This is a genomic window from Tardiphaga sp., assembly GCF_044336785.1.
In the GTDB taxonomy this organism is placed as follows: domain Bacteria; phylum Pseudomonadota; class Alphaproteobacteria; order Rhizobiales; family Xanthobacteraceae; genus Tardiphaga.
The window spans coordinates 1-19427 of sequence record NZ_JBIIOT010000096.1 but is presented as its reverse complement, the minus strand read 5'-3'; the positions used below and the strand labels follow the sequence as shown (position 1 = coordinate 19427).

The window sequence follows — 19427 nt, the reverse complement described above, 5'->3', positions numbered from 1 at the left end:
CGCCTGTTTGTACTGTCATCATCAATTCCTGACTGTCGGTTCTTTCTTCACCTCTCCCCACCGGGGAGAGGTCGTCGCGCGCAGCGCGGCGGGTGAGGGGGCTGCCACAAGTGACGTCGCCCGCGGCGCCCCCTCACCCTCCCCCGGAGGGGAGAGGGGACGCAGCAGAGCTGGTTGTTACTGCTGCTCGTCCACCACCCCATTGCGCAGCGTGCCGATGCCATCCGCTTCGATCGCGATCACGTCGCCGGGGACAAGGTAGCGCGGCGGATCGAAGCGCGCACCGGCGCCAGTGGGCGTGCCGGTCACGATGATATCGCCCGGCACCAGCGTGGTGAAGGTCGAGATATAGCTCAGCAGATAGCGGAAGCCGAACATCAGCCGCGACGTACGATCATCCTGCCGCAACTCGCCATTCACATGGGTGGTGAGACGAATGTCGGCGATTTGGCTTTCATCGACATAAGGCACGATCCATGGCCCGAGGCTGCCGGTCGAGTCGAAGTTCTTGCCCTGGGTGACGTTGAACTTGGCGTGCCTCACCCAATCGCGGATCGTGCCTTCGTTGCAGAGCGTCAGCGCCGCGATGTGGTCCAGCGCATCGCGTTCGGCGATATGGCGGCCGGCCTTGCCGATCACCAGCACGACTTCGCCTTCGTAATCGAGTTGTGTCGATGCCTTCGGCCGCACCAGCGGCGTGCCGTGCCCCACAAAGGAGCGCGGCGTGCGCATGAACATCGACGGGAATTTCGGTGCGTCCTGGCCATCCTTGTATTCGGCATTGCGGTCCGGATAGTTCACGCCGATGCAGATGATCTTTTCCGGTGCGGGGATCGGCGGCTGCAGCGCCACATCGTCCAGCGCAAAATCCGCCGGTTGGTTGGCGGCGGCATCAATGAGGCGGTGCAAGGCGTGGTGTTCGATCGCTTCGCGCAGCGAGGGGTAGTCGCCGCCATAGCGCGCGGAGAGATCGACGATCCCGTCATCGCTGACGGCGCCGTATTTCAGTTCGCCGTTGATGGTGAAACTGGCGAGGCGAGCATGGGTCATCGCGCATGTACCCCATATTCACGTGTCATCACCCGCGAAAGCGGGTGATCCAGTAAACGGCGTTGCCCGTGTTTGTACATGATCATCTCCGTCTACTGGATCGCCCGATCAAGTCGGGCGATGACAAGTCGTGTTCAATCCGCAATCGTCACATCCGCCACGAATAACGGACCCCGCACCGCCTGTCCTTTGAACACCGACCCCTGCTCGAACCACGAGCGCGGGGCAGGTGCGCCCCACAGCGTCTGCCGGCGCGGGTCTTTCAGCGACCAGCGCAGCGGTTCGTGGTCGCTGTCCATGGTCTGGTAGTCGCAGGTGTAGAGCTCGAGGCGATGCCCGTCGGGGTCGCGCACATAGAGGAAGAACGCATTGGAAATGCCGTGCCGGCCGGGGCCGCGCTCGAGATTGGCGAGATAGCCGGATGAGGCCATCACATCGCAGAGATGCACGATATTCATCGCGGTCGGCACCCAATAGGCGAAGTGATGCAGCCGCGGTCCCTTGCCATTGGTGAAAGCGAGGTCGTGGACATTGCCCTTGCGATGCATCCAGGCGGCGGCGATGCGGCCGTTGTCGCCGTCTTCCTCGGCATATTCGGTCAGCCGAAAGCCGAGCCGGGCATAGAAATCGATGGTGTCCTGCAATTCGGCGGCGAAGACGTTGAAGTGATCGAGCCGCTGCGGATGGCAGCCCTTGTAGAGATCGAAGCGGCGCAACAGATGCGGGCGCTTCTCCATGCTGGCGCAGAGTTCGAGCTGAAAGCCGAACGGATCGGTGGCCTGCAGGGTGCGGCCCTGGAACGGGCGCTCGACGAAGAGGTAGTTGATGCCATGGGCAGCGAAGAAGGCGCCCGCCTTGTCGAGATCGTTCTCGCTGGCAACACGGAAACCGAGGCGATGGCATCCGGCCGTCGCCGCCTTGCGCAGCACCAGCGAGTGATGCTGATGCTCCTCCACGGCGCGCAGATAGACGGTGTCGCTGTTGGCGTCCTCCACATGGAGACCGACAATGTCCTCGTAGAATCTGCGGCTGGCCGCGAGGTCGGTGACATCCAGCACCACATGGCTGGCGCGCAGGATGTTGAAGGGCGGATCGAAGACGTGGACCGGTGCGGGCATGCGGCGTTCCTGTGATGCGTTATTCTCTCAGTCCCTCATGGTGAGGAGGCGCGTAGCGCCGTCTCGAACCATGAGGAGTCTTGGTTCGGATCCCGCGGCCATCCCTTGCGAACGGCTACGCCATTCGCTGGGAGACGCGCGCTGTGCGCGCTCCTCAGGATGAGGGCAAACCCAGTCGCTGAATCTTGTGCGTCCCCTTCGCCAGCGAGACGTGCTTGGTCTCCATGTAGAAGTCGAACGAATAGTCGCCGCCGTCGCGGCCGATGCCCGAGGCCTTCATGCCACCGAAGGGCGTCGGCAGATGCCGCACATTTTCCGAGTTCAGCCAGATCATGCCGGCCTCCAGCGCATCGGCGACACGCAGCGCGCGGCCCATCTCGGCGGTCCAGACATAGCCGGTGAGGCCGTACTGAACGTCATTGGCGATGGCAATGGCCTCCGCTTCATCCTTGAACGGGATGACGGTCAGGAACGGGCCGAACACCTCTTCCTGCGCCACGCGCATGCCGGGCTTCGCATCGATCACCAGCGTCGGCTGCACATAATGCCCGCCGCCGGGCCCGTCATGCGCCTTGCCGCCGACGGCGATGGTGGCACCATCCTGGCGCGCCACGTCGAAATAGCTGCACACCTTGGCATGGTGCCGTTCATGGATCAGCGGGCCGACTTCGGTGGCCGGATCGAGCGGATGGCCGATCTTGAGTAACTTCACGCGGGCAACAAGCTTCTCGATGAATTTGTCCGCGACACTGCTCTGGATCAGCAGCCGGCTGGATGACGTGCAGCGCTCGCCATTCAGCGAATAGATCATGAAGACCACGGCATCGAGCGCACGGTCGAGATCGGCATCGTCGAACACGATCACCGGATTCTTGCCGCCGAGCTCGAAATGCACGCGCTTTAGCGTCGGCGCGCCCTGCGCCATGATGGCGGAGCCTGTGGCGCTCTCGCCGACAAAGGCGATGGCCTTGATGGCGGGATGCTCGGTCAGGGCCCTGCCGGCTTCCTCGCCGATGCCATGCACGGTGTTGAGCACGCCATCGGGCAGGCCGGCCTCCCTGGCGAGTTTCGCCAGCAGGTCCGCCGTGATCGGTGACCATTCCGCCGGCTTGTGCACCACCGTGCAGCCGGCCGCGAGTGCCGGTGCGATCTTCCAGGTGGACAGCATGAAGGGCGTGTTCCATGGCGTGATCACGCCGACGGGGCCGATCGGCACCCGGGTCGAGATATTCCAGTGCTCCTCGGCCGGCGTGTTCAGCCCATCACGCGCCTCGACGCAGCGGTCGGCATAGAAGCGAAAATTCTCCGCGCCGCGCACCGCGGCCTTGGACATGAAGCGCCAGGCCTGCCCGGTATCGATACATTCGAGCGTGGCGATGTCGTCGGCGTGGTCCTCGATGGCATCGGCGATCCGGTGCAGCAATTTGCGCCGCGCAGCCGGCGCCATGTCGCGCCAGTCCCTGAAGGCGCGTTGCGCGGCCTTCGCGGCCTTGTCGATGTCCTCCTTGGTGCCGCGCGCGACACTGGCCAGCACCGCGCCGTCGATGGGCGAGGTGGTCTCAAAACTTTCGCCGGATGAGGCTGCGACGAGCTCGCCATTGATGCGATGGCCGATGCCGTCGGCCCGCAGTGCTTCCAGCAGCGGCGCAGCACGGTCCTGATTGGCGGCAAACACTGCGGCGGGATCGGCGGGAGCTTTAGCCATTGTCGGCCTCTGTCTTCAGCATGTCGTGAATGTTGTTGCGCTTCCAGCTGGTCGCGCTGTCATTGATCTGGATGTCGAGGGACAGCGCGAATTTGCTGCCGGCCAGAAAGGCCGGATCGAAGAAAGTCGAGACCGCTTCGAAAATATGGGCACCGGCCTTCTGCCGCGCCTCGAGCGAGCGGCCTTCGCCGATGCGCAGCAGGATATCGACAAAGCCGGCATCGGGCAGGCCATCGGCGATGGCGTAATGCTCGCAGCGGATGGCCCGCACGCGGATGCCGCCAAGCGGGAAAATGCCCGTCTCCACTGCGGCCTTGCGGACCACCTCGCACAAGGCGCCGACATCGACAGCCGCGCCGACATTGGCCGAATATTCGATGCTGAAATGCGGCATGACCATCCCTGTTCGGCGCTGTCTTCAGAGCAGCTTTCCGTCGATCCAATTAACATGTTAAATGATTGCGATCAAACCGCGCTGCGCGAAATTCGATTGTGCGATGCACGCGCCGACCAATGAGACCGTGATGACGTCAGCCTCCAGATCACGCGCACCCGCCAAAATCCCGATGCGCGATTTTTCGCAATCATTGCCGATGTCGCTGCTGCGGGCGCGGGAAGGGGTGATGCGCCAGTTTCGTCCATCGCTGCGGGCCCATGATCTCACCGAGCAACAGTGGCGCATTCTTCGTGCACTGGCGGCGTCCGGTGAGATCGAGGTCACGGAGCTGGCAAAAGTTGCTTTCCTGCTCGGCCCCAGCCTGTCGCGAATCCTGCGCGATCTTGAAGAGCGCAAGCTGATCGCCCGCCACCTCCTAGAATCTGATTTGCGCCGCAACATCGTGTCGATCACGGCAAAGGGATTGAAATTGATCGCAGTCGTCGCGCCGACGTCGGAGGCCATCTATGGCGAGATGACGAAGCGGTTTGGCGCGCGAAAGCTCGCGGAATTGCAGGCCATGCTGCGTGAATTGGAGGTTTGCCTGCAGGCGATGCCCGGCGATGACCCCGATGCGGCCGATACCTCGTCTGCATAATTTTGCAGCAAAGTCGTTCGCGCGGCGCTGCGATGAATTCGTCGTACGAATTTCACGGTCACTGTAGACAGCCGCCGAATTTTTCGCTCAACTCCACGTCATCAAAATCAAAAGAAGGCTGGCGCTCAAGTCCGGCCTCTTAGGGAGGATTTGATGACGCTCACGAGACGTGGATTCACGGCTGGCATCGCGGCTGGTCTGGCGGCCCCTTACATCATCGGCAGTGCGCGCGCGCAGGGCGGCGGAACGATCAAGATCGGCATGTGCGCGCCGATCACGGGCCCGGCGGCCGAAGCCGGCAAATATGCGACCGGCGGCGCCAAGCTCGCGGTCGAGGCCATCAACAAGGCCGGCGGCATTCTCGGCAAGCAGATCGAACTGATCATCGAGGACGACCAGACCACCAATCCCGGCATCGTGCTGGCCTTCTCCAAGCTTGCTGCCAATCCCGAGATCGTCGGCTTCCTCGGCTCGATCCGCTCCACGCAGGTGCATGCGATGGCGCCGGATGTGCTCAAGCTCGGCAAGCCGGTGATGTTCGGCGGTACCGATCCGAACCTGACGAAGCTCGGCAATCCCTGGCTGTTCCGCTTCCGCCCCAATGACAGCTATTCCGGCCGCGTCATCGCTGAGTATGGCGTGAAAAATCTCGGCAAGAAGAAATGGGCGGTGCTGCATTCCACCGATGCCTTCGGCACCGCCGGTGGCAAGGCCCTGACCGAAGCGCTCGGCCCGCTCGGCGCCACGGTGGCCATCGATCAGGGCTATGCCAATCAGAGCCAGGACTTCACCCCGGTGGTGCTGGCGATCAAGCAGTCCGGTGCCGATATTCTTGGCTCCTATTTCACCTTCGAGAACGATCTCGGCATCTTTGCCCGCCAGTTGCGTCAGCTCGGCGTCAACATTCCGTGGGTCGGCTCGCCATCGATCGTCAATGTCACTGCGCTGAAGCTCGCCGGACCGGCGCTGTATGGCACTTATGGCGTTGCCGATTACGCGGAAGAATCGTCGGATGCTGCCAAGGCGTTCGGCAAGTCGTATCGCGATGCCTACAAGGTGGCGCCCGACAATCAGAGTTCCTGGCCGTTCGATGCCATCAATGTGCTGGCGCTGGCGATCAAGAATGCCGGCTCCACCGATCCGCAGAAGATTCGCGAAGCCATCGTCGCCATCAAGAAATATCCGGGCGCCGAGGGCGAGTATAATTTCGACAAGAACGGCGACGGTCTGCACGGCTACAACATCGTGAAGAACGACAAGGGCAATATCGTTTTCGACAAGCATATCGAGTTCGACAACTAAGGCCGCTTCCGCGGCCGCAGTTGTCGATCCCGGGGCACGCGCGTCGTGCGCGCGTGAACCCGGGATCTCGAAATGTTCAGCGCCTGCCTCTCATCCGTCATTGCGAGCGCAGCGAAGCAATCCAGAAGCCTCAAGTGAAGAACTGGATTGCTTCGTCGCTGCGCTCCTCGCAATGACGATCTTGGAAGTCCGCAATGGATCTCGTCCTCCAACTCCTCTTTACCGGCATCGGCATCGGCGCCGTCTATGCGCTGGTCGCGCTGGGCTTCGTGCTCATCTTTCGCGCCACCAATGTCGTGAACTTCGCGCAAGGCGAATTCTCCATGGTCGCCGCCTATCTGATGGTGGTCTGCGCCGTCGATCTGGCACTGCCTTACTGGCTGTCCTTCATCATCGCGCTGGCCGGGATGGCCGTCATCGGCGTGATCTTCAATCTCGGCGTCTATTATCCGCTGCGCCACCGCACCTATCTGCCGGTGATCATCGCCACCATCGGTGCCTCGATCCTGATGGCCAATGGCGTGCTGGCATTGTATGGCCCGCAGCCGCAGGTGCTGCAGGGCTGGTTCGATACGCCGGGAATCCAGCTCGGCCCGGTCTATCTCGATAACCAGTATCTGCTCATCATCGCTGTCACCATCGCGCTCGTGATCTTCAACTACTGGTTCTTCGAACGCACCATGATCGGCAAGAAGCTGCAGGCCACCTCGCAGGACAAGGAGATGGCCTCGCTGCTCGGCATCTCCGTCTCCACCATGATCATGATCACCTTCATCTATTCCGCCGTGCTCGGCGGGCTGGCGGGCATTTTGGTCGCGCCGATCCTGTTCGTCTCGATCCAGATGGGCGCCACCATCGCGCTGAAGGCCTTTGCCGCCACCATCATCGGCGGCTTCGGTGACGTCACCGGCGCCATCATCGGCGGCATTGCGCTCGGCGTCATCGAGACCTTCGGCGCCGCCTATATTTCCGTTCCCTACAAGGATGGCTTCGCCTTCCTGGTGCTGGTGCTGTTCCTGATCTTCCGTCCGCAGGGCATCTTTGGCGAACGCGTTGCGGAGAAAGCATGAGCACCACCGAAAACATCCAGTCGGTCGCCGACATTGCGCGCCCGAAGCCGCTGCTGATCCGTCACGCGCCGTATTTCATCGGCGCTGCCATCGTGGTCTTTCTCGCAGCGTCAATGCGCTTCGACGGCTACATCCTCAACATCCTGATGCAGGCGACGACCTTTGCCATCGCCGTGTTCGGCCTGTCCGTCGTGCTCGGCCTGTGCGGCCAGATCAATCTGGCGCAGGCGGCGTTCTTCGGCTTCGGCGCCTATGCGGTCGGCCTCGGCACCACGGACTATCAGCTCAATTACTGGCTCTGCCTGTTCGGCGGCTGCGCCATGGCGCTGGCGGCGGGGGCCTTGCTCGGCCTGTCCACGCTGCGGCTCGGCGGGCACTATCTCGCCATGGTGACGATCTCGTTCCAGCAGATCATCACGCTGATCATGATCAATGCCATCTGGCTCACCAAGGGGCCGGACGGTGTGTCCAAGATCGGCCGCCCGTCGCTGTTCATGTCGTCGCAGGCCTATCTCACCTTCTGCGTCGCCGTGCTGGCGCTTGTCGGCTATCTCGTCTGGCATCTGCCGGATACGCGGCTCGGCCGCGCCATGCGGGCGGTGCGCGACAACGAACTCGCGGCCGGCGTCAGCGGCATCGATGTGTTCCGCACCAAGATCTACGCCTTTGCCATCTGCGCCTTGCTCGGCGGTCTCGGCGGCGGCCTGTTTGCCGGCGGCTTTGCCTATATCTCGCCGGATCAGTTCTCCTTCGCCGAATCCATCGTCTTCCTCACCATGTCGCTGCTCGGCGGTGTGGCGTCGCCGATCGGCTCCGCCATCGGCACCGGCCTGTTGATCCTGATCCCGGAATGGCTGCGCTTCCTCAAGAGCGTGCCGGGCCTCTATCTCGCGATCTACGGCCTGTCGGTGATCCTGATCATCCGTTTCATGCCCGATGGCATCTGGGGCTTCGTCACCGCCGCCTATGATCGCCTGCGACCGCCGAAGAAGGTGGCGCCATCCACCGCGCCGCTGGTGCTGAAACCGGCAGCCACCGGCGACGACATGGTGCTGCGCGTCACCGGCCTCTCGAAACACTTCGGCGGCCTCAAGGCTGTCGATGAGGTGGACATCGCCGTGCATCGCGGTGGCGTGCATGCGCTGATCGGGCCGAATGGCTCCGGCAAGACCACGACGCTCAATGTGCTCTCTGGTTTGTACGAGGCGACATCGGGCAAGGTCATGCTGGACGGCACCGATGTCACCACCATGCCGCCGCATCTGCGCACGGCTGCGGGGCTTGGTCGCACCTTCCAGAACATCCGCCTGTTCCGCTCGATGACGGCGCTCGAAAACGTCATCATCGGTGCCGAGCGTCCGGGCAATACGCTGGTCGGCAATGGCAATCACACCGCGCTCACCGAGCGCTCGCTTGCGGCGCTCACCTTTGTCGGCCTCGGCTCGCGCGCCAACGAGCTGATCTCAAGCTTCTCCTATGGTCATCAGCGCCTGATCGAGATCGCCCGCGCGCTCGCCGGCAATCCGACGCTGCTGCTTCTCGATGAACCTGCCGCAGGTCTGAACTCCTCGGAGAAGCTCGAACTGCATGAGTTGCTCAAGCGGATCGCCGCGCAGGGGCTGACCATCCTGATCATCGACCACGACATGACACTGGTGTCGGAGGCCGCCCAGCACATCACCGTGCTCAATTTCGGACGCCGCATTGCGGATGGTGAATCGATGGCCGTGCTGCGTCATCCCGATGTCGTCTCTGCCTATCTGGGAACTGCGTAATGGCGCTGCTCGAGATCAAGGACCTTCATGTCCGTTACGGCGAAATCGTCGCGCTGCAGGGCATCAGCTGCAAGGTCGAGGAGGGGCAGGTGGTGACGCTGCTCGGTGCCAATGGCGCCGGAAAGTCCACCACGCTGCGCGCCATCTCCGGCCTCGCAAAGCCGGCGGAGGGCGACATCCTGTTCGACGGCAAGGCGATCGCCGGCCTCGGCCCGGAAGCCATCGTGCGCATGGGAATCTCCCATGTACCGGAGGGCAGGCGGGTGTTTCCCGGCCTGACGGTCAAAGAGAACATCATGCTCGGCGCCTCCAACCGCAAGGTGGCCAAGGCCGAGCTGTCGCGCGAGGCGGACGCGATGTTCGACCTGTTTCCCGACATCCGGAAATTCACCGATGCGCTGGGCTGGACGCTGTCCGGCGGCCAGTTGCAGATGGTGGCGGTTGCGCGCGGATTGATGGCCAAGCCGCGGCTGCTGCTGCTGGACGAGCCCTCGCTTGGCCTTGCACCCGTCATCGTGCAGGCGGTTTTCCGCATCATTACGGAGATACGCCAGTCCACCACGGTCTTGCTTGTGGAGCAAAATGCGCGCATGGGACTCTCGGTCGCCGATCATGGTTATGTGCTGGAAACCGGCCGTATCGTGCTCGACGGCAAACCGGAGGATCTCTGGGCCAACGAGGCCATCGCAGCCGCCTATCTTGGCGGTCACGGCAAGCCCGCCGCGGGCTTGCCCGCGCATTGACACTCACGGCCCAACAACAAGGACGAATGTCCCGCCATGGTTACAGTTCAAGTCGACAAGCTGATCGCCTTCGTTGCCGATGTGTTCGAGCATGCGTCTTCCACCAGGGAAGAAGCCCGGCGCATCGCCACCTATCTCACGACGGCCAATCTCACCGGCCATGACAGCCACGGCGTCATCCGCGTGCCCGTCTATATCCGCTGGCGCAATAACGGGATGATCATCCCGAACCAGACCATCGAGATCCCCGTCGATACGCCGTTGCTTGCCGTCGTCGATGGCCGCTTCGGCTATGGCCAGACCGTCGGCCCGCAGGCCGTGAAGCTCGGCATCGAGAAGGCCAAGACCGCTGGCCTGTCGGCCATCGCCACCAAGAATTCCGGTCACATCGGCCGCATCGGCGACTGGGCCGAGATGGCTGCGGCGGAAGGTCTCGTCTCCATCCATTTCGTGACGGCGGCCGGCTCCGTGCTGGTCGCGCCCTATGGCGGCGTCGAGCGTCGCCTCTCCACGGCACCTTATTGCGTCGGCATTCCGCGTGCTGGCGGCCCGCCGGTGGTGCTCGATTTCGCGACCTCGGTCGTGGCCGAAGGCAAGGTGCTGGTGGCCTCGCGCGGCGGCAAGAAACTGCCCAAGGGCGCCTTGATCAATATCGACGGCACGCTCAGCGAGGATCCGGCCACGCTTTACGGGCCGCATGAGATGGAAGGCCCGCGCGATCACTCGCAGGGCACCGGCGCCATCCGCGCGTTCGGCGATCACAAGGGCTCCGGCCTGGCATTGATCTGCGAATTGCTCGGCGGCGCGCTCACCGGCAATGGCGCCACCAAGCATGGCCGCCCCTTCGCGAACGGCATGTTCTCGATCTATATCGATCCGAAGAAGATCGACCCCGCCAACTTCTTCGACGGCGAAGTCGCGCGCTATGTGGAATTCTTCAAGAGCGCGAAGCCGGCCGCCGGCGTCGATGCGGTGATGATCCCCGGCGACAACGAAGCCAAGACCCGCGCCGATCGCACCAAAAATGGCGTGCCGCTGCCGGACGAGACCTGGGCGGCGATCGTGCAGACCGCGCGTGATGTCGGCGTCAGCGAAGAGGCCGTCAAGAACGCGACCAGCAAGTAACACTCCGTCATTGCGAGCGCAGCGAAGCAATCCAGAAAGCAACAAGCGAAGAACTGGATTGCTTCGTCGCTTCGCTCCTCGCAATGACGTCTCACTTCGAGCGGCGACAGAGGAAAACGAATAATGGCAAATCGAGTCAAGGAAATCTGGGCAAAGGGCGGCGCCGTCGTCAATGCGTGGCTGGCGATCCCGTCGGGCTTCTCCGCCGAGGTGATGGCGCAATGCGGCTTCGACAGCGTCACCGTCGATATCCAGCACGGCGTGCAGGACTATCAGTCCATGGTCACCTGTTTCCAGGCCATGAACGGCCACCCGGTCACGCCGATGGTCCGCGTGCCATGGAACGAGCCCGGCATCATCGGCAAGGTGCTCGACGGCGGCGCCTATGGCGTGATCTGCCCGATGGTCAACACCAAGGAAGAAGCCGAAAACTTCGTCCAGTATTGCAAATATCCGCCGCGCGGCACGCGCTCGAATGGTCCGATCCGCGCCGGCATGTATGGCGCCGGCGGCACCTATCAGGACACGGCGAATGACGAGACGCTGTGCATCCCGATGCTGGAGACCCGCACCGCGGTTGACAATATGGAAGCCATCCTCGATGTCGAAGGCATTGCCGGCGTCTATGTCGGCCCGTCGGATCTCGGCTTCTCCTACGGCCTCGTGCCGAAGCTCGATCGCGAAGAGCCGGAGATCCTCAAGATCTACGACAAGCTCATCAAGGAATGCGACAAGCGCGGCATCGCGCCGGGCATCCATTGCTCGGGCCCGGTCGGGGCTGCGAAGAACATCGCCATGGGCTTCAAGCTGGTGACGCTGCTCAACGACAGCGGAATTCTGGCCACCGGTGCGAAGAACTGGGTCGCCGAGACCCGCAAGAACTCCGGCGGCAAGGCGTGATCTGATCTCGTCGTTCCGGGGCGCGCGACAGCGCGAACCCGGAACCTCGATCAGCGACGCACCTCTCTCCGCACATGACGTGAGAGGTGATGAACACTCCAAGATTCCGGGCTCCGTCCCGCCGCCTACGGCGTCGGCCCGTCCCCGGAATGACGAATATGGCGCATCACATCCACCCCACGGAATAACACCACCGGACGCGACGTTTGCGCACGCTGATTCAACGCACACGCTCTTTGATTTCCCGCACCGAAGCAGTCCATACTCGATGCACTCGTCCGCAGAGACGAGATCAAACATCGGGAGGATGATCGTGCGAAACAAACCGCATCTGCTGAGCCGCCGTCAATTACTCGCTGCCGGCGCAGGTGCCGCCACATTGCTCAGCGCGCCATCGATCGTCCGCGCCAGTTCATGGCCGACCAAGCCGATCAAGATTCTGGCCGGCTCCGCCGCCGGCGGTCAGACCGATCAGTTCTCCCGCGTCTATGGCGAATATCTGCAGCGCGAACTCGGCCAGACCGTCGTCATCGAGAACAAGGCCGGCGCCGGCGGTGCGGTCGCGGCCGCGGAGCTGAAGCGCTCCGATCCCGATGGCCACACGCTGATGATCTGCAACACCACCGCCTATATGCTCAATCCCGTGCTCATCAAGGACAACAAATACAATGTTGCGCAGGATTTCACCTGGGTGACGGTGATGCCCGGCGGCAGCCTGCCGCTGGTGGTGAGCGACAAGATCGGCGCCAAAACGCTGAAGGACTTCATCGACTATGCGAAGAAGACCGAGAAGGTGAATGTCGGCACCTATGCCGCCGGCTCCTTCGCCCACATGGTGATCGTCGAGCTCAACAAGCAATACGGCCTCAAGATGGAAGCCGTGCATTATCGCGGCGAGGCGCCGATGTGGAGCGATCTCGCCGGCGGCTCCATCGATGCCGGCATCGGCAGCTATGCGGCCGCGCTGCCTGTGCTACAGGCCGGCAAGGGCAATCCCGTCGCGGTGTCGCGCCGCCGTATCACGGCGCTGCCCGATGTCGCGACGTTCAAGGAGCAGGGCGCGACCTCGCGCGCACATGCGCTGCTCACCTTCCAGGGCTGCATGGCGCCGGCCAAGACGCCGCCGGAGATCGTGGCGAAACTCAATGCGCTGTTCGTCGCCGCCAGCAAGAGCGATCGCGTGCGCGAATTGCTCAAGAGCCAGGGTGTCGATGAAGGCGCGATGACGCTGGAGGCCAGCAACGCACTCTACAAGGACGAGGCGCCGGTCTGGGCGGAACTCGCCGCCGCGCTGGGGCCGCAACCGCAATAGATACGTGACCGTAGGGCGGATGAGGCGAAGCCGTCATCCGCCGCGGAGTCTCCATCATGGAAGCGGCCGGCGGATGACGCTTCGCTCATCCGCCCTACGGCCCGCCACTCCTGCGACATTGTGGCGAAGGAACTGTAACTCTATTGCAGATCGACAGCCTTGGGCGAGCGTGATACGTCCGTGTCATCCGTCCATGAGGCTCCCGTGACGTTTTTCGCCCGCATGTCCCGCTCTCGCATCCTGCGCTTGCCGCGCCGGGCGCTGGTGGCGTTCGTGCTGGCGACTTACCTGATCACGGGCGCGATGCATGGTCTGTGCGGCCTCGATGTCACCAATCCCTCGCTCGAGACGATCATGTCGATCGCCGACAAGGGCGTCGGCCATTCCGACATGGGAACCGTGGCGGACAATCACTGTCACGGCTGTTTCTTCATGACGGCCGAGCCGCACGTGACGACCGCCAAGCCGGTCGCCGTCAAAACACGGACGGTCGCTTTCGTTGACATCGAGCGTCGCAGCCTGCCGCGCGGGATCGATCCGCCGCCCCCCAAATTCCTGACCTGAACAACATCGCCGGGCGCCTAGCGCCCTGACTCTGTTATTCGTCAGGCTTTCCCATGTTCTCGACATACGCCACGCGTTTTGCGTGCGCGGTTGTGCTGCTCGTCGCGTCTCCGCTGACAGGGCAAGCGCATTCGCAGACCCTCACCATGGGCGGCGCCTTGCAGCGCGCGCTCGCCGCCAGTCCGCGCCTGACCGCTGCCGAGCGCGACATCGGCATCGCGCGCGGCCAGCGCATCCAGTCCGGCGCGCTGATCAATCCGGAGATCTCCTATGAGATCGATGGCGCGCTCGGCTCCGGCGCCTATCGCGGCACGCGCGGGGCGGATTCGACGCTGCAGATCAGCCAGATGTTCGAACTCTGGGGCAAGCGCGACGCGCGCATCGCCGCCGGGCAGGCGGGGCTCGACGCCGCCGGCATCGAACGTCAGGCGGTGCGGCTGGAAGTGCTGTCCGAGACGGCCATTGCATTCCTCACCGTGCTCGGCCTGCAACGCCGCATCGAGATCCTGAACGAACAGGTCGCGGCCATCGACCAGATCTCGCCGCTGCTGCAGCGGCGCGTCGAGGCTGGCGCATCGTCTGTCGCCGAAACCGGTCGCGCCGATGTCGCCTCCGCATTGGTGAAGGCCGATCTCGAGCGCACCAAGGCCGCGCTCGCCTCGGCGCGCCGCGAACTCGCAATCCTGATGGGCGATGTCGCACCGAAGTTCACGGTGGTGTCCGGCCGTCTCGATGCGACGGGCCGGGCGCCAGGCTTTCAATCGGTGGTCACGGCCATCGACGCCAATCCGCAGCTCGTGCGCTGGAAGGCGATCTTCGCCCAGCGCAATGCGCAGCTGCTGCTGGCGCGGCTAAAGCCTTATCCGGATGTCACCGTCTCCGCCGACCTGCGCCGTTTCCACGACACCGGCGACAATGCGGTTCGCCTCTCGGTCTCGGTGCCGATCCCGATCTTCGACCAGAACCAGGGCAACATCCTCTCGGCGCAGGAAAGCCTCGCCAAGACGGCGGCGGAACGGCAGGCCAATCGCAACACGCTGATCGTGGTCGCCGGTCGCGCCTATGACACGCTGCAGGGCTCGCTGCGCGAACTCGCGATCCTGCGCGAGACCGGCATCCCGAAAGCGCGCGACGCCGCTGCCGCCATTTCCGAAGGTTACGGGCAGGGCCGCTACTCGCTGCTCGAAGTGCTCGATGCGCAGGCCAGCGTCGCCCAGGCGCGGCTGCGCGAGCAGGAAGCCCAGCAGAACTTCCATGTCGCCGTTGCCACCATCGAGGGCCTGGTCGGCAATCCATTTGCACTGGCGCGGGGGAGCGCACGATGAACAAGCCACTCATGATGCTGATGGCGGCCGCAGCGCTCGCTGTCGGCACCGGCGTTTATCTCAATACGTCCATCGGCAATGCCGGACCGGCCGCGAAGGCGGCTGATAAGGCGCATGGCGACAAAGGTCACGGCCACGCGGAAGAAGGCGTCGTGCAGATGTCCGATGCCAAACTCGCAGCCGCAGGCATCGAAATCCTCACGGCCACGCCCGGCACACTGCGCAATTCCATCATCCTCAACGGCATTTTGCAGCCGAACCAGGAAGCGCTGGTGCAGGTCACGCCGCGTTTTCCGGGCGTCGTGCGCGAGATCAAGAAACGCATCGGCGACGCCGTGGAAAAGGGCGAGCTGCTGGCCAAGATCGAGAGCAATCAGAGCCTCTCGGTCTATGAGATGCGCGCGCCGATTTCCGGCACCGTGATCGATCGCCAGATCTCGCTCGGCGAATATGCCTCCGAGCAGAAGCCGGCCTTTATCGTCGCCGATATCTCCACCGTCTGGGTCGATCTCTCCGTCTATCGCCGTGATCTGCCGCGGGTGCGCATCGGCGACACCGTGCAGATCGACGTCGGCGATGGCGGCGCGCCGATCGAGGCGCAATTGTCCTACGTCTCGCCGGTCGGCAGCAGCGACACCCAGAGCGCGTTGGTGCGTGCGGTGGTCGCCAATGAGGGCATGCGGTTGCGCACCGGACTGTTCGTGTCGGCCCGCCTCATCCTCTCCGCCAAACAGGTTCCGGTCGCGGTGAAAGCGACGGCGCTGCAGACCGTCGAGAACAAGACCGTCGTCTTCGTCCGCAACGGTGAAAAATTCGAGTCCCGCGAGGTCGAGATCGGCCAGCGCGATGTCGAGAATGTCGAGATCGTATTCGGCCTGATGGATGGCGATCGCTATGCGGCGAAGAACAGCTTTGTGGTCAAGGCCGAACTCGGCAAGGGGGAGGCGTCCCATGACCATTGAGTGCGGTGCCGAACATTCTCCACCCCTCATCCTGAGGAGCCCCGACTTGTCCGCCGAAGCTCGACGAGCGAAGGCGGAAGCGGCGTCTCGAAGGATGGCTACGGAGCTCCAACAGCTCATGGTTCGAGACGCGCGCAAAAGCGCGCTCCTCACCATGAGGGACGGAGCGGAATCATGATCAACGCCATTCTCGCCTTCTCCATCCGCCAGCGCTGGTTCGTGATGATCGGCGTGCTCGCCGTCGCCGCCTTTGGTGCCTGGAATTTCACCCGTCTCCCCATCGATGCTGTCCCCGACATCACCAATGTGCAGGTGCAGGTGAATGTGGAAGCGCCCGGTTATGCGCCGCTCGAAGTGGAGCAGCGCATCACATTCCCGGTCGAGACCAATATGAGCGGCATTCCGAGCCTGCAATATACGCGCTCGCTGTCGCGCTATGGGCTCAGCCAAGTCACCATCGTCTTCAACGAAGGCACCAATATCTACTTCGCGCGCCAGCAGGTCAGCGAACGCCTGCAGCAGGTGAAGGATCAGCTCCCCGCGGGCATCGAGATTGCCATGGGCCCGATATCGACCGGCCTCGGCGAGATCTCCACCTTTGCGCTCGACGCAAAACCCGGCGCGAAAAATGCCGATGGCTCGCCCATCACGCCGATGGACCTGCGCACCGTGCAGGACTGGATCGTCAAGCCGCAGCTGCGCACCGTGCCGGGTGTGGTCGAGGTCAACACCATCGGCGGTTATGAGAAGCAGTTCCACGTGCTGCCCGATCCCAGCAAGCTGATGGCCTATCGCCTCAGTTTTCGCGACGTGATGACGGCGCTGGCGGCCAACAATGCCAATGTCGGCGCCGGCTATATCGAGCGCAACGGCGAGCAGTATCTGGTCCGCACGCCCGGACAGGTCGCCAATCTCGAGGACATCCGCAATGTGGTGATCGGCTCGCGCAGCGGCGTGCCGGTCCGCATCAACGATGTCGCCGATGTCCAGATCGGCACCGATCTGCGCACCGGTGCCGCCACCCTCGACGGCAAGGAGACGGTGCTCGGCACCGCCATGTTGCTGATGGGCGAGAACAGCCGCACCGTGTCGCAGCGCGTCTCGGCCAAGCTCGAGGCGATCGCGCAGACGCTGCCGGACGGCATCGTCGCCCGCGTCCTTTATGACCGCACGAGACTGGTCGAGGCCACCATCGCCACCGTCGAGAAGAACCTGCTCGAAGGCGCATTGCTGGTCATCGTCATCCTGTTTCTCATCCTCGGCAATTTCAAAGCCGCGGTGGCCACCGCTCTGGTCATTCCGCTCTCCATGCTGATCACCATCAGCGGCATGGTGGAGAGCAAGGTCAGCGCCAATCTCATGAGCCTTGGTGCCATCGATTTCGGCATCATCATCGATGGCGCCGTCATTATCGTGGAGAACTGCCTGCGGTTGCTCGCCCATGAGCAGCAGAAGCAGGGACGTCTGCTTACACGGGATGAGCGTTTCGCCACCATCCTCGCCGGCTCGAAGGAAGTCATCAAGCCCAGCCTGCTCGGCACGCTGATCATCGCCGTGGTCTATCTGCCCGTGCTGACGCTGACCGGCGTGGAAGGCAAGATGTTCACGCCGATGGCGCTGACGGTGCTGACGGCGCTGGCCGGCGCATCGATCCTGTCCATGACATTCGTGCCGGCGGCTGTAGCGCTGCTGGTGACCGGCAAGGTAACGGAGAAGGAGAACCTCTTCATGCGCGGCTGCCGCCGTGTGTATCTGCCGCTGCTCGCGCTCGCGATCCGCTTCCGCGGCATGGTCGCGATGGCAGCGGTTGCGCTGCTGGTGCTCACGGGTTTCGCGGCCTCGCGCATGGGCGGCGAGTTCATCCCGAGCCTCGATGAAGGCGATGTCGCTTTGCATGCCATGCGCATTCCCGGCACCAGCCTGACCCAGGGCATCGACATGCAGATGCGGCTGGAAAAGGTGCTGCTGCAAATGCCCGAGGTGAAGGAGGTGTTCTCCAAGCTCGGCACGTCGGAAGTCGCCACCGATCCGATGCCGCCCAATGTGGCCGACACCATCGTGATGCTGAAGCCGCGCGACCAGTGGCCGGATCCCAAGCGCAGCAAGGCCGATCTCGTTGCCGCCATCGAGCGGCAGGGCGACATGCTGCCGGGCAATGTCTATGAACTGACCCAGCCGATCCAGATGCGCTTCAACGAGCTGATCTCCGGCGTGCGCAGCGATGTCGGCGTCAAGATCTTCGGCGACGATCTCGATCAGCTGCTGCAGACCGCCGGCCGGGTCGAGGCCGTGCTGCGCGGCGTGCCCGGTGCTGCCGACGTCAAGACCGAGCAGGTCAGCGGCCTGCCGATGCTGATCGTGAAACTCGATCGTCCGGCATTGTCGCGGCTTGGCCTCAGCGTGCAGGATGTGCAGGGCATTGTCGAGACCGCGGTGGGTGGCAAACATGCCGGCCTCGTATTCGAAGGCGACCGCCGCTTTGATCTCGTGGTCCGTCTGCCCGAGCAGATGCGCACCGATATCGAAGCCATGAAGAACCTGCCGATCCCGCTGCCTTCAGTGGAAGCGCCGGCCATGGCGGCGACACGCGCATCGCTGAACAGCAATTCGCCGCTGGCGCAGATGCGCTACACGCCGCTCTCGGCGGTGGCCTCCATCGAGGTGACGCCGGGGCCGAACCAGATCAGCCGTGAAAACGGCAAGCGCCGCATCGTGGTGTCGGCCAATGTGCGCGGCCGCGATCTCGGCTCCTTTGTCAGCGATGCGCAGGCGCAGGTCGCCGGCAAGGTCAAGCTGCCGGCAGGCTACTGGATCGGCTGGGGCGGCCAGTTCGAGCAGCTGGTGTCCGCCACCAAACGTCTCACCATCGTCGTGCCCGTCGCGCTGGCGCTGATCTTCCTGCTGCTGTTCATCTCGCTCGGGTCTGCAGCGGATGCAGCGCTGGTGTTCAGCGGCGTGCCGCTCGCACTCACCGGCGGCGTTGCCGCGCTGTTGTTGCGCGACATCCCGCTATCGATCAGCGCCGGCATCGGTTTCATCGCGCTCTCGGGTGTGGCGGTGCTCAACGGCCTCGTGATTATCACCTTCATCGAGCGGCTGCGCTCCGAAGGCATGAAGATCGTCGAGGCCGTGCGTGAAGGCGCGCTCACGCGTCTGCGTCCGGTGATGATGACAGCGCTGGTGGCTTCGCTCGGCTTCGTGCCGATGGCGATCGCCACCGGTCCCGGTGCCGAAGTGCAGCGGCCGCTCGCCACCGTCGTCATCGGCGGCATCATCTCCTCCACCATCCTCACGCTGCTGGTTCTGCCGGCGCTTTACATCCTGTTCCGAAGAGAAGGGACGCGTCGCTAGCGCGTAGGATGGGTTGAGCGCAGCGATACCCATCACCACAAGCACCGGCGCATGCGGTGATGGGTATCGCTGCGCTCAACCCATCCTACAC

At 63.5% G+C, this 19427-nt stretch carries 16 protein-coding genes; 12 read left to right on the top strand and 4 right to left on the bottom strand.

Features of this window, described 5'->3' with window-relative positions:
• Positions 1-177: 177 nt before the first annotated feature.
• From ACIQ2A_RS21340 to ACIQ2A_RS21325, 4 genes are all read right to left on the bottom strand, one after another.
• The gene (locus tag ACIQ2A_RS21340; protein ID WP_398483099.1) at positions 178-1050 is read right to left on the bottom strand and encodes a fumarylacetoacetate hydrolase family protein; all 873 of its coding nucleotides are present in this window, start codon (positions 1048-1050) and stop codon (positions 178-180) included.
• Between the two features lie 134 nt (positions 1051-1184).
• Positions 1185-2168 (bottom strand): 3,4-dihydroxyphenylacetate 2,3-dioxygenase, encoded by a 984-nt coding sequence (gene hpaD / locus ACIQ2A_RS21335; protein ID WP_398483097.1) that lies wholly within the window; start codon positions 2166-2168, stop codon positions 1185-1187.
• 154 nt (positions 2169-2322) lie between these two features.
• Positions 2323-3873 carry a 5-carboxymethyl-2-hydroxymuconate semialdehyde dehydrogenase gene (gene hpaE, locus ACIQ2A_RS21330; protein ID WP_398483095.1) on the bottom strand — a complete coding sequence of 517 codons (1551 nt, stop codon included), beginning with the start codon at positions 3871-3873 and terminating at the stop codon, positions 2323-2325.
• On the bottom strand, positions 3866-4267 hold the full coding sequence (locus tag ACIQ2A_RS21325) for a 5-carboxymethyl-2-hydroxymuconate Delta-isomerase (protein WP_398483093.1): 402 nt from the start codon (positions 4265-4267) through the stop codon (positions 3866-3868). The genes hpaE and ACIQ2A_RS21325 overlap by 8 nt, the downstream gene beginning before the upstream one ends.
• A 130-nt stretch (positions 4268-4397) precedes the next feature.
• Here ACIQ2A_RS21325 and hpaR point away from each other — a divergent pair, with 130 nt between their 5' ends.
• From hpaR to ACIQ2A_RS21265, 12 genes are all read left to right on the top strand, one after another.
• Positions 4398-4907, top strand: a complete 510-nt coding sequence (gene hpaR, locus ACIQ2A_RS21320) for a homoprotocatechuate degradation operon regulator HpaR (protein ID WP_398483091.1) — start codon at positions 4398-4400, stop codon at positions 4905-4907.
• Between the two features lie 153 nt (positions 4908-5060).
• Positions 5061-6209, top strand: coding sequence for an ABC transporter substrate-binding protein (locus ACIQ2A_RS21315; RefSeq protein ID WP_398483089.1), 1149 nt, complete (start codon positions 5061-5063; stop codon positions 6207-6209).
• A gap of 194 nt (positions 6210-6403) precedes the next feature.
• Positions 6404-7279 (top strand): branched-chain amino acid ABC transporter permease, encoded by an 876-nt coding sequence (locus tag ACIQ2A_RS21310; RefSeq protein ID WP_398483087.1) that lies wholly within the window; start codon positions 6404-6406, stop codon positions 7277-7279.
• Positions 7276-9054, top strand: a complete 1779-nt coding sequence (locus ACIQ2A_RS21305; RefSeq protein WP_398483084.1) for an ATP-binding cassette domain-containing protein — start codon at positions 7276-7278, stop codon at positions 9052-9054. Before ACIQ2A_RS21310 ends, ACIQ2A_RS21305 begins: the two co-directional genes overlap by 4 nt.
• Entirely contained in the window at positions 9054-9797 is a 744-nt protein-coding gene (locus ACIQ2A_RS21300) for an ABC transporter ATP-binding protein (RefSeq protein WP_398483082.1), read from the top strand. The genes ACIQ2A_RS21305 and ACIQ2A_RS21300 overlap by 1 nt, the downstream gene beginning before the upstream one ends.
• A 36-nt stretch (positions 9798-9833) precedes the next feature.
• On the top strand, positions 9834-10922 hold the full coding sequence (locus ACIQ2A_RS21295) for a malate/lactate/ureidoglycolate dehydrogenase (RefSeq protein ID WP_398483080.1): 1089 nt from the start codon (positions 9834-9836) through the stop codon (positions 10920-10922).
• 123 nt (positions 10923-11045) lie between these two features.
• Complete coding sequence (locus ACIQ2A_RS21290; protein WP_398483078.1) at positions 11046-11822, top strand: HpcH/HpaI aldolase/citrate lyase family protein; 777 nt, start codon at positions 11046-11048, stop codon at positions 11820-11822.
• A 313-nt stretch (positions 11823-12135) separates the two neighbouring features.
• Entirely contained in the window at positions 12136-13134 is a 999-nt protein-coding gene (locus ACIQ2A_RS21285) for a Bug family tripartite tricarboxylate transporter substrate binding protein (RefSeq protein ID WP_398483076.1), read from the top strand.
• Positions 13135-13338: 204 nt separating this feature from the next.
• Positions 13339-13698, top strand: a complete 360-nt coding sequence (locus ACIQ2A_RS21280) for a hypothetical protein (protein WP_398483074.1) — start codon at positions 13339-13341, stop codon at positions 13696-13698.
• A 53-nt stretch (positions 13699-13751) separates the two neighbouring features.
• A complete protein-coding gene (gene ihpA, locus ACIQ2A_RS21275; RefSeq protein ID WP_398483071.1) occupies positions 13752-15023 on the top strand; it encodes a divalent metal ion exporter subunit IhpA in 1272 nt (423 codons plus the stop codon).
• A complete protein-coding gene (ihpB, locus tag ACIQ2A_RS21270) occupies positions 15020-15985 on the top strand; it encodes a divalent metal ion exporter adaptor subunit IhpB (RefSeq protein WP_398483069.1) in 966 nt (321 codons plus the stop codon). The genes ihpA and ihpB overlap by 4 nt, the downstream gene beginning before the upstream one ends.
• A 174-nt stretch (positions 15986-16159) precedes the next feature.
• Positions 16160-19336 carry an efflux RND transporter permease subunit gene (locus ACIQ2A_RS21265; protein WP_398483067.1) on the top strand — a complete coding sequence of 1059 codons (3177 nt, stop codon included), beginning with the start codon at positions 16160-16162 and terminating at the stop codon, positions 19334-19336.
• Positions 19337-19427 lie beyond the last annotated feature (91 nt).

Bases quoted from the DNA above. Each gene is read 5' to 3' on its own strand.
- ACIQ2A_RS21295 (WP_398483080.1), top strand. From the start codon at position 9,834: ATGGTTACAGTTCAAGTCGACAAGCTGATCGCCTTCGTTGCCGATGTG.
- ACIQ2A_RS21340 (WP_398483099.1), bottom strand. From the start codon at position 1,050: ATGACCCATGCTCGCCTCGCCAGTTTCACCATCAACGGCGAACTGAAA.
- hpaD (WP_398483097.1), bottom strand. From the start codon at position 2,168: ATGCCCGCACCGGTCCACGTCTTCGATCCGCCCTTCAACATCCTGCGC.
- ACIQ2A_RS21315 (WP_398483089.1), top strand. From the start codon at position 5,061: ATGACGCTCACGAGACGTGGATTCACGGCTGGCATCGCGGCTGGTCTG.
- hpaE (WP_398483095.1), bottom strand. From the start codon at position 3,873: ATGGCTAAAGCTCCCGCCGATCCCGCCGCAGTGTTTGCCGCCAATCAG.
- ACIQ2A_RS21265 (WP_398483067.1), top strand. From the start codon at position 16,160: ATGATCAACGCCATTCTCGCCTTCTCCATCCGCCAGCGCTGGTTCGTG.
- ACIQ2A_RS21290 (WP_398483078.1), top strand. From the start codon at position 11,046: ATGGCAAATCGAGTCAAGGAAATCTGGGCAAAGGGCGGCGCCGTCGTC.
- ACIQ2A_RS21325 (WP_398483093.1), bottom strand. From the start codon at position 4,267: ATGCCGCATTTCAGCATCGAATATTCGGCCAATGTCGGCGCGGCTGTC.
- ACIQ2A_RS21305 (WP_398483084.1), top strand. From the start codon at position 7,276: ATGAGCACCACCGAAAACATCCAGTCGGTCGCCGACATTGCGCGCCCG.
- ACIQ2A_RS21300 (WP_398483082.1), top strand. From the start codon at position 9,054: ATGGCGCTGCTCGAGATCAAGGACCTTCATGTCCGTTACGGCGAAATC.
- ihpA (WP_398483071.1), top strand. From the start codon at position 13,752: ATGTTCTCGACATACGCCACGCGTTTTGCGTGCGCGGTTGTGCTGCTC.
- ACIQ2A_RS21310 (WP_398483087.1), top strand. From the start codon at position 6,404: ATGGATCTCGTCCTCCAACTCCTCTTTACCGGCATCGGCATCGGCGCC.
- hpaR (WP_398483091.1), top strand. From the start codon at position 4,398: ATGACGTCAGCCTCCAGATCACGCGCACCCGCCAAAATCCCGATGCGC.
- ihpB (WP_398483069.1), top strand. From the start codon at position 15,020: ATGAACAAGCCACTCATGATGCTGATGGCGGCCGCAGCGCTCGCTGTC.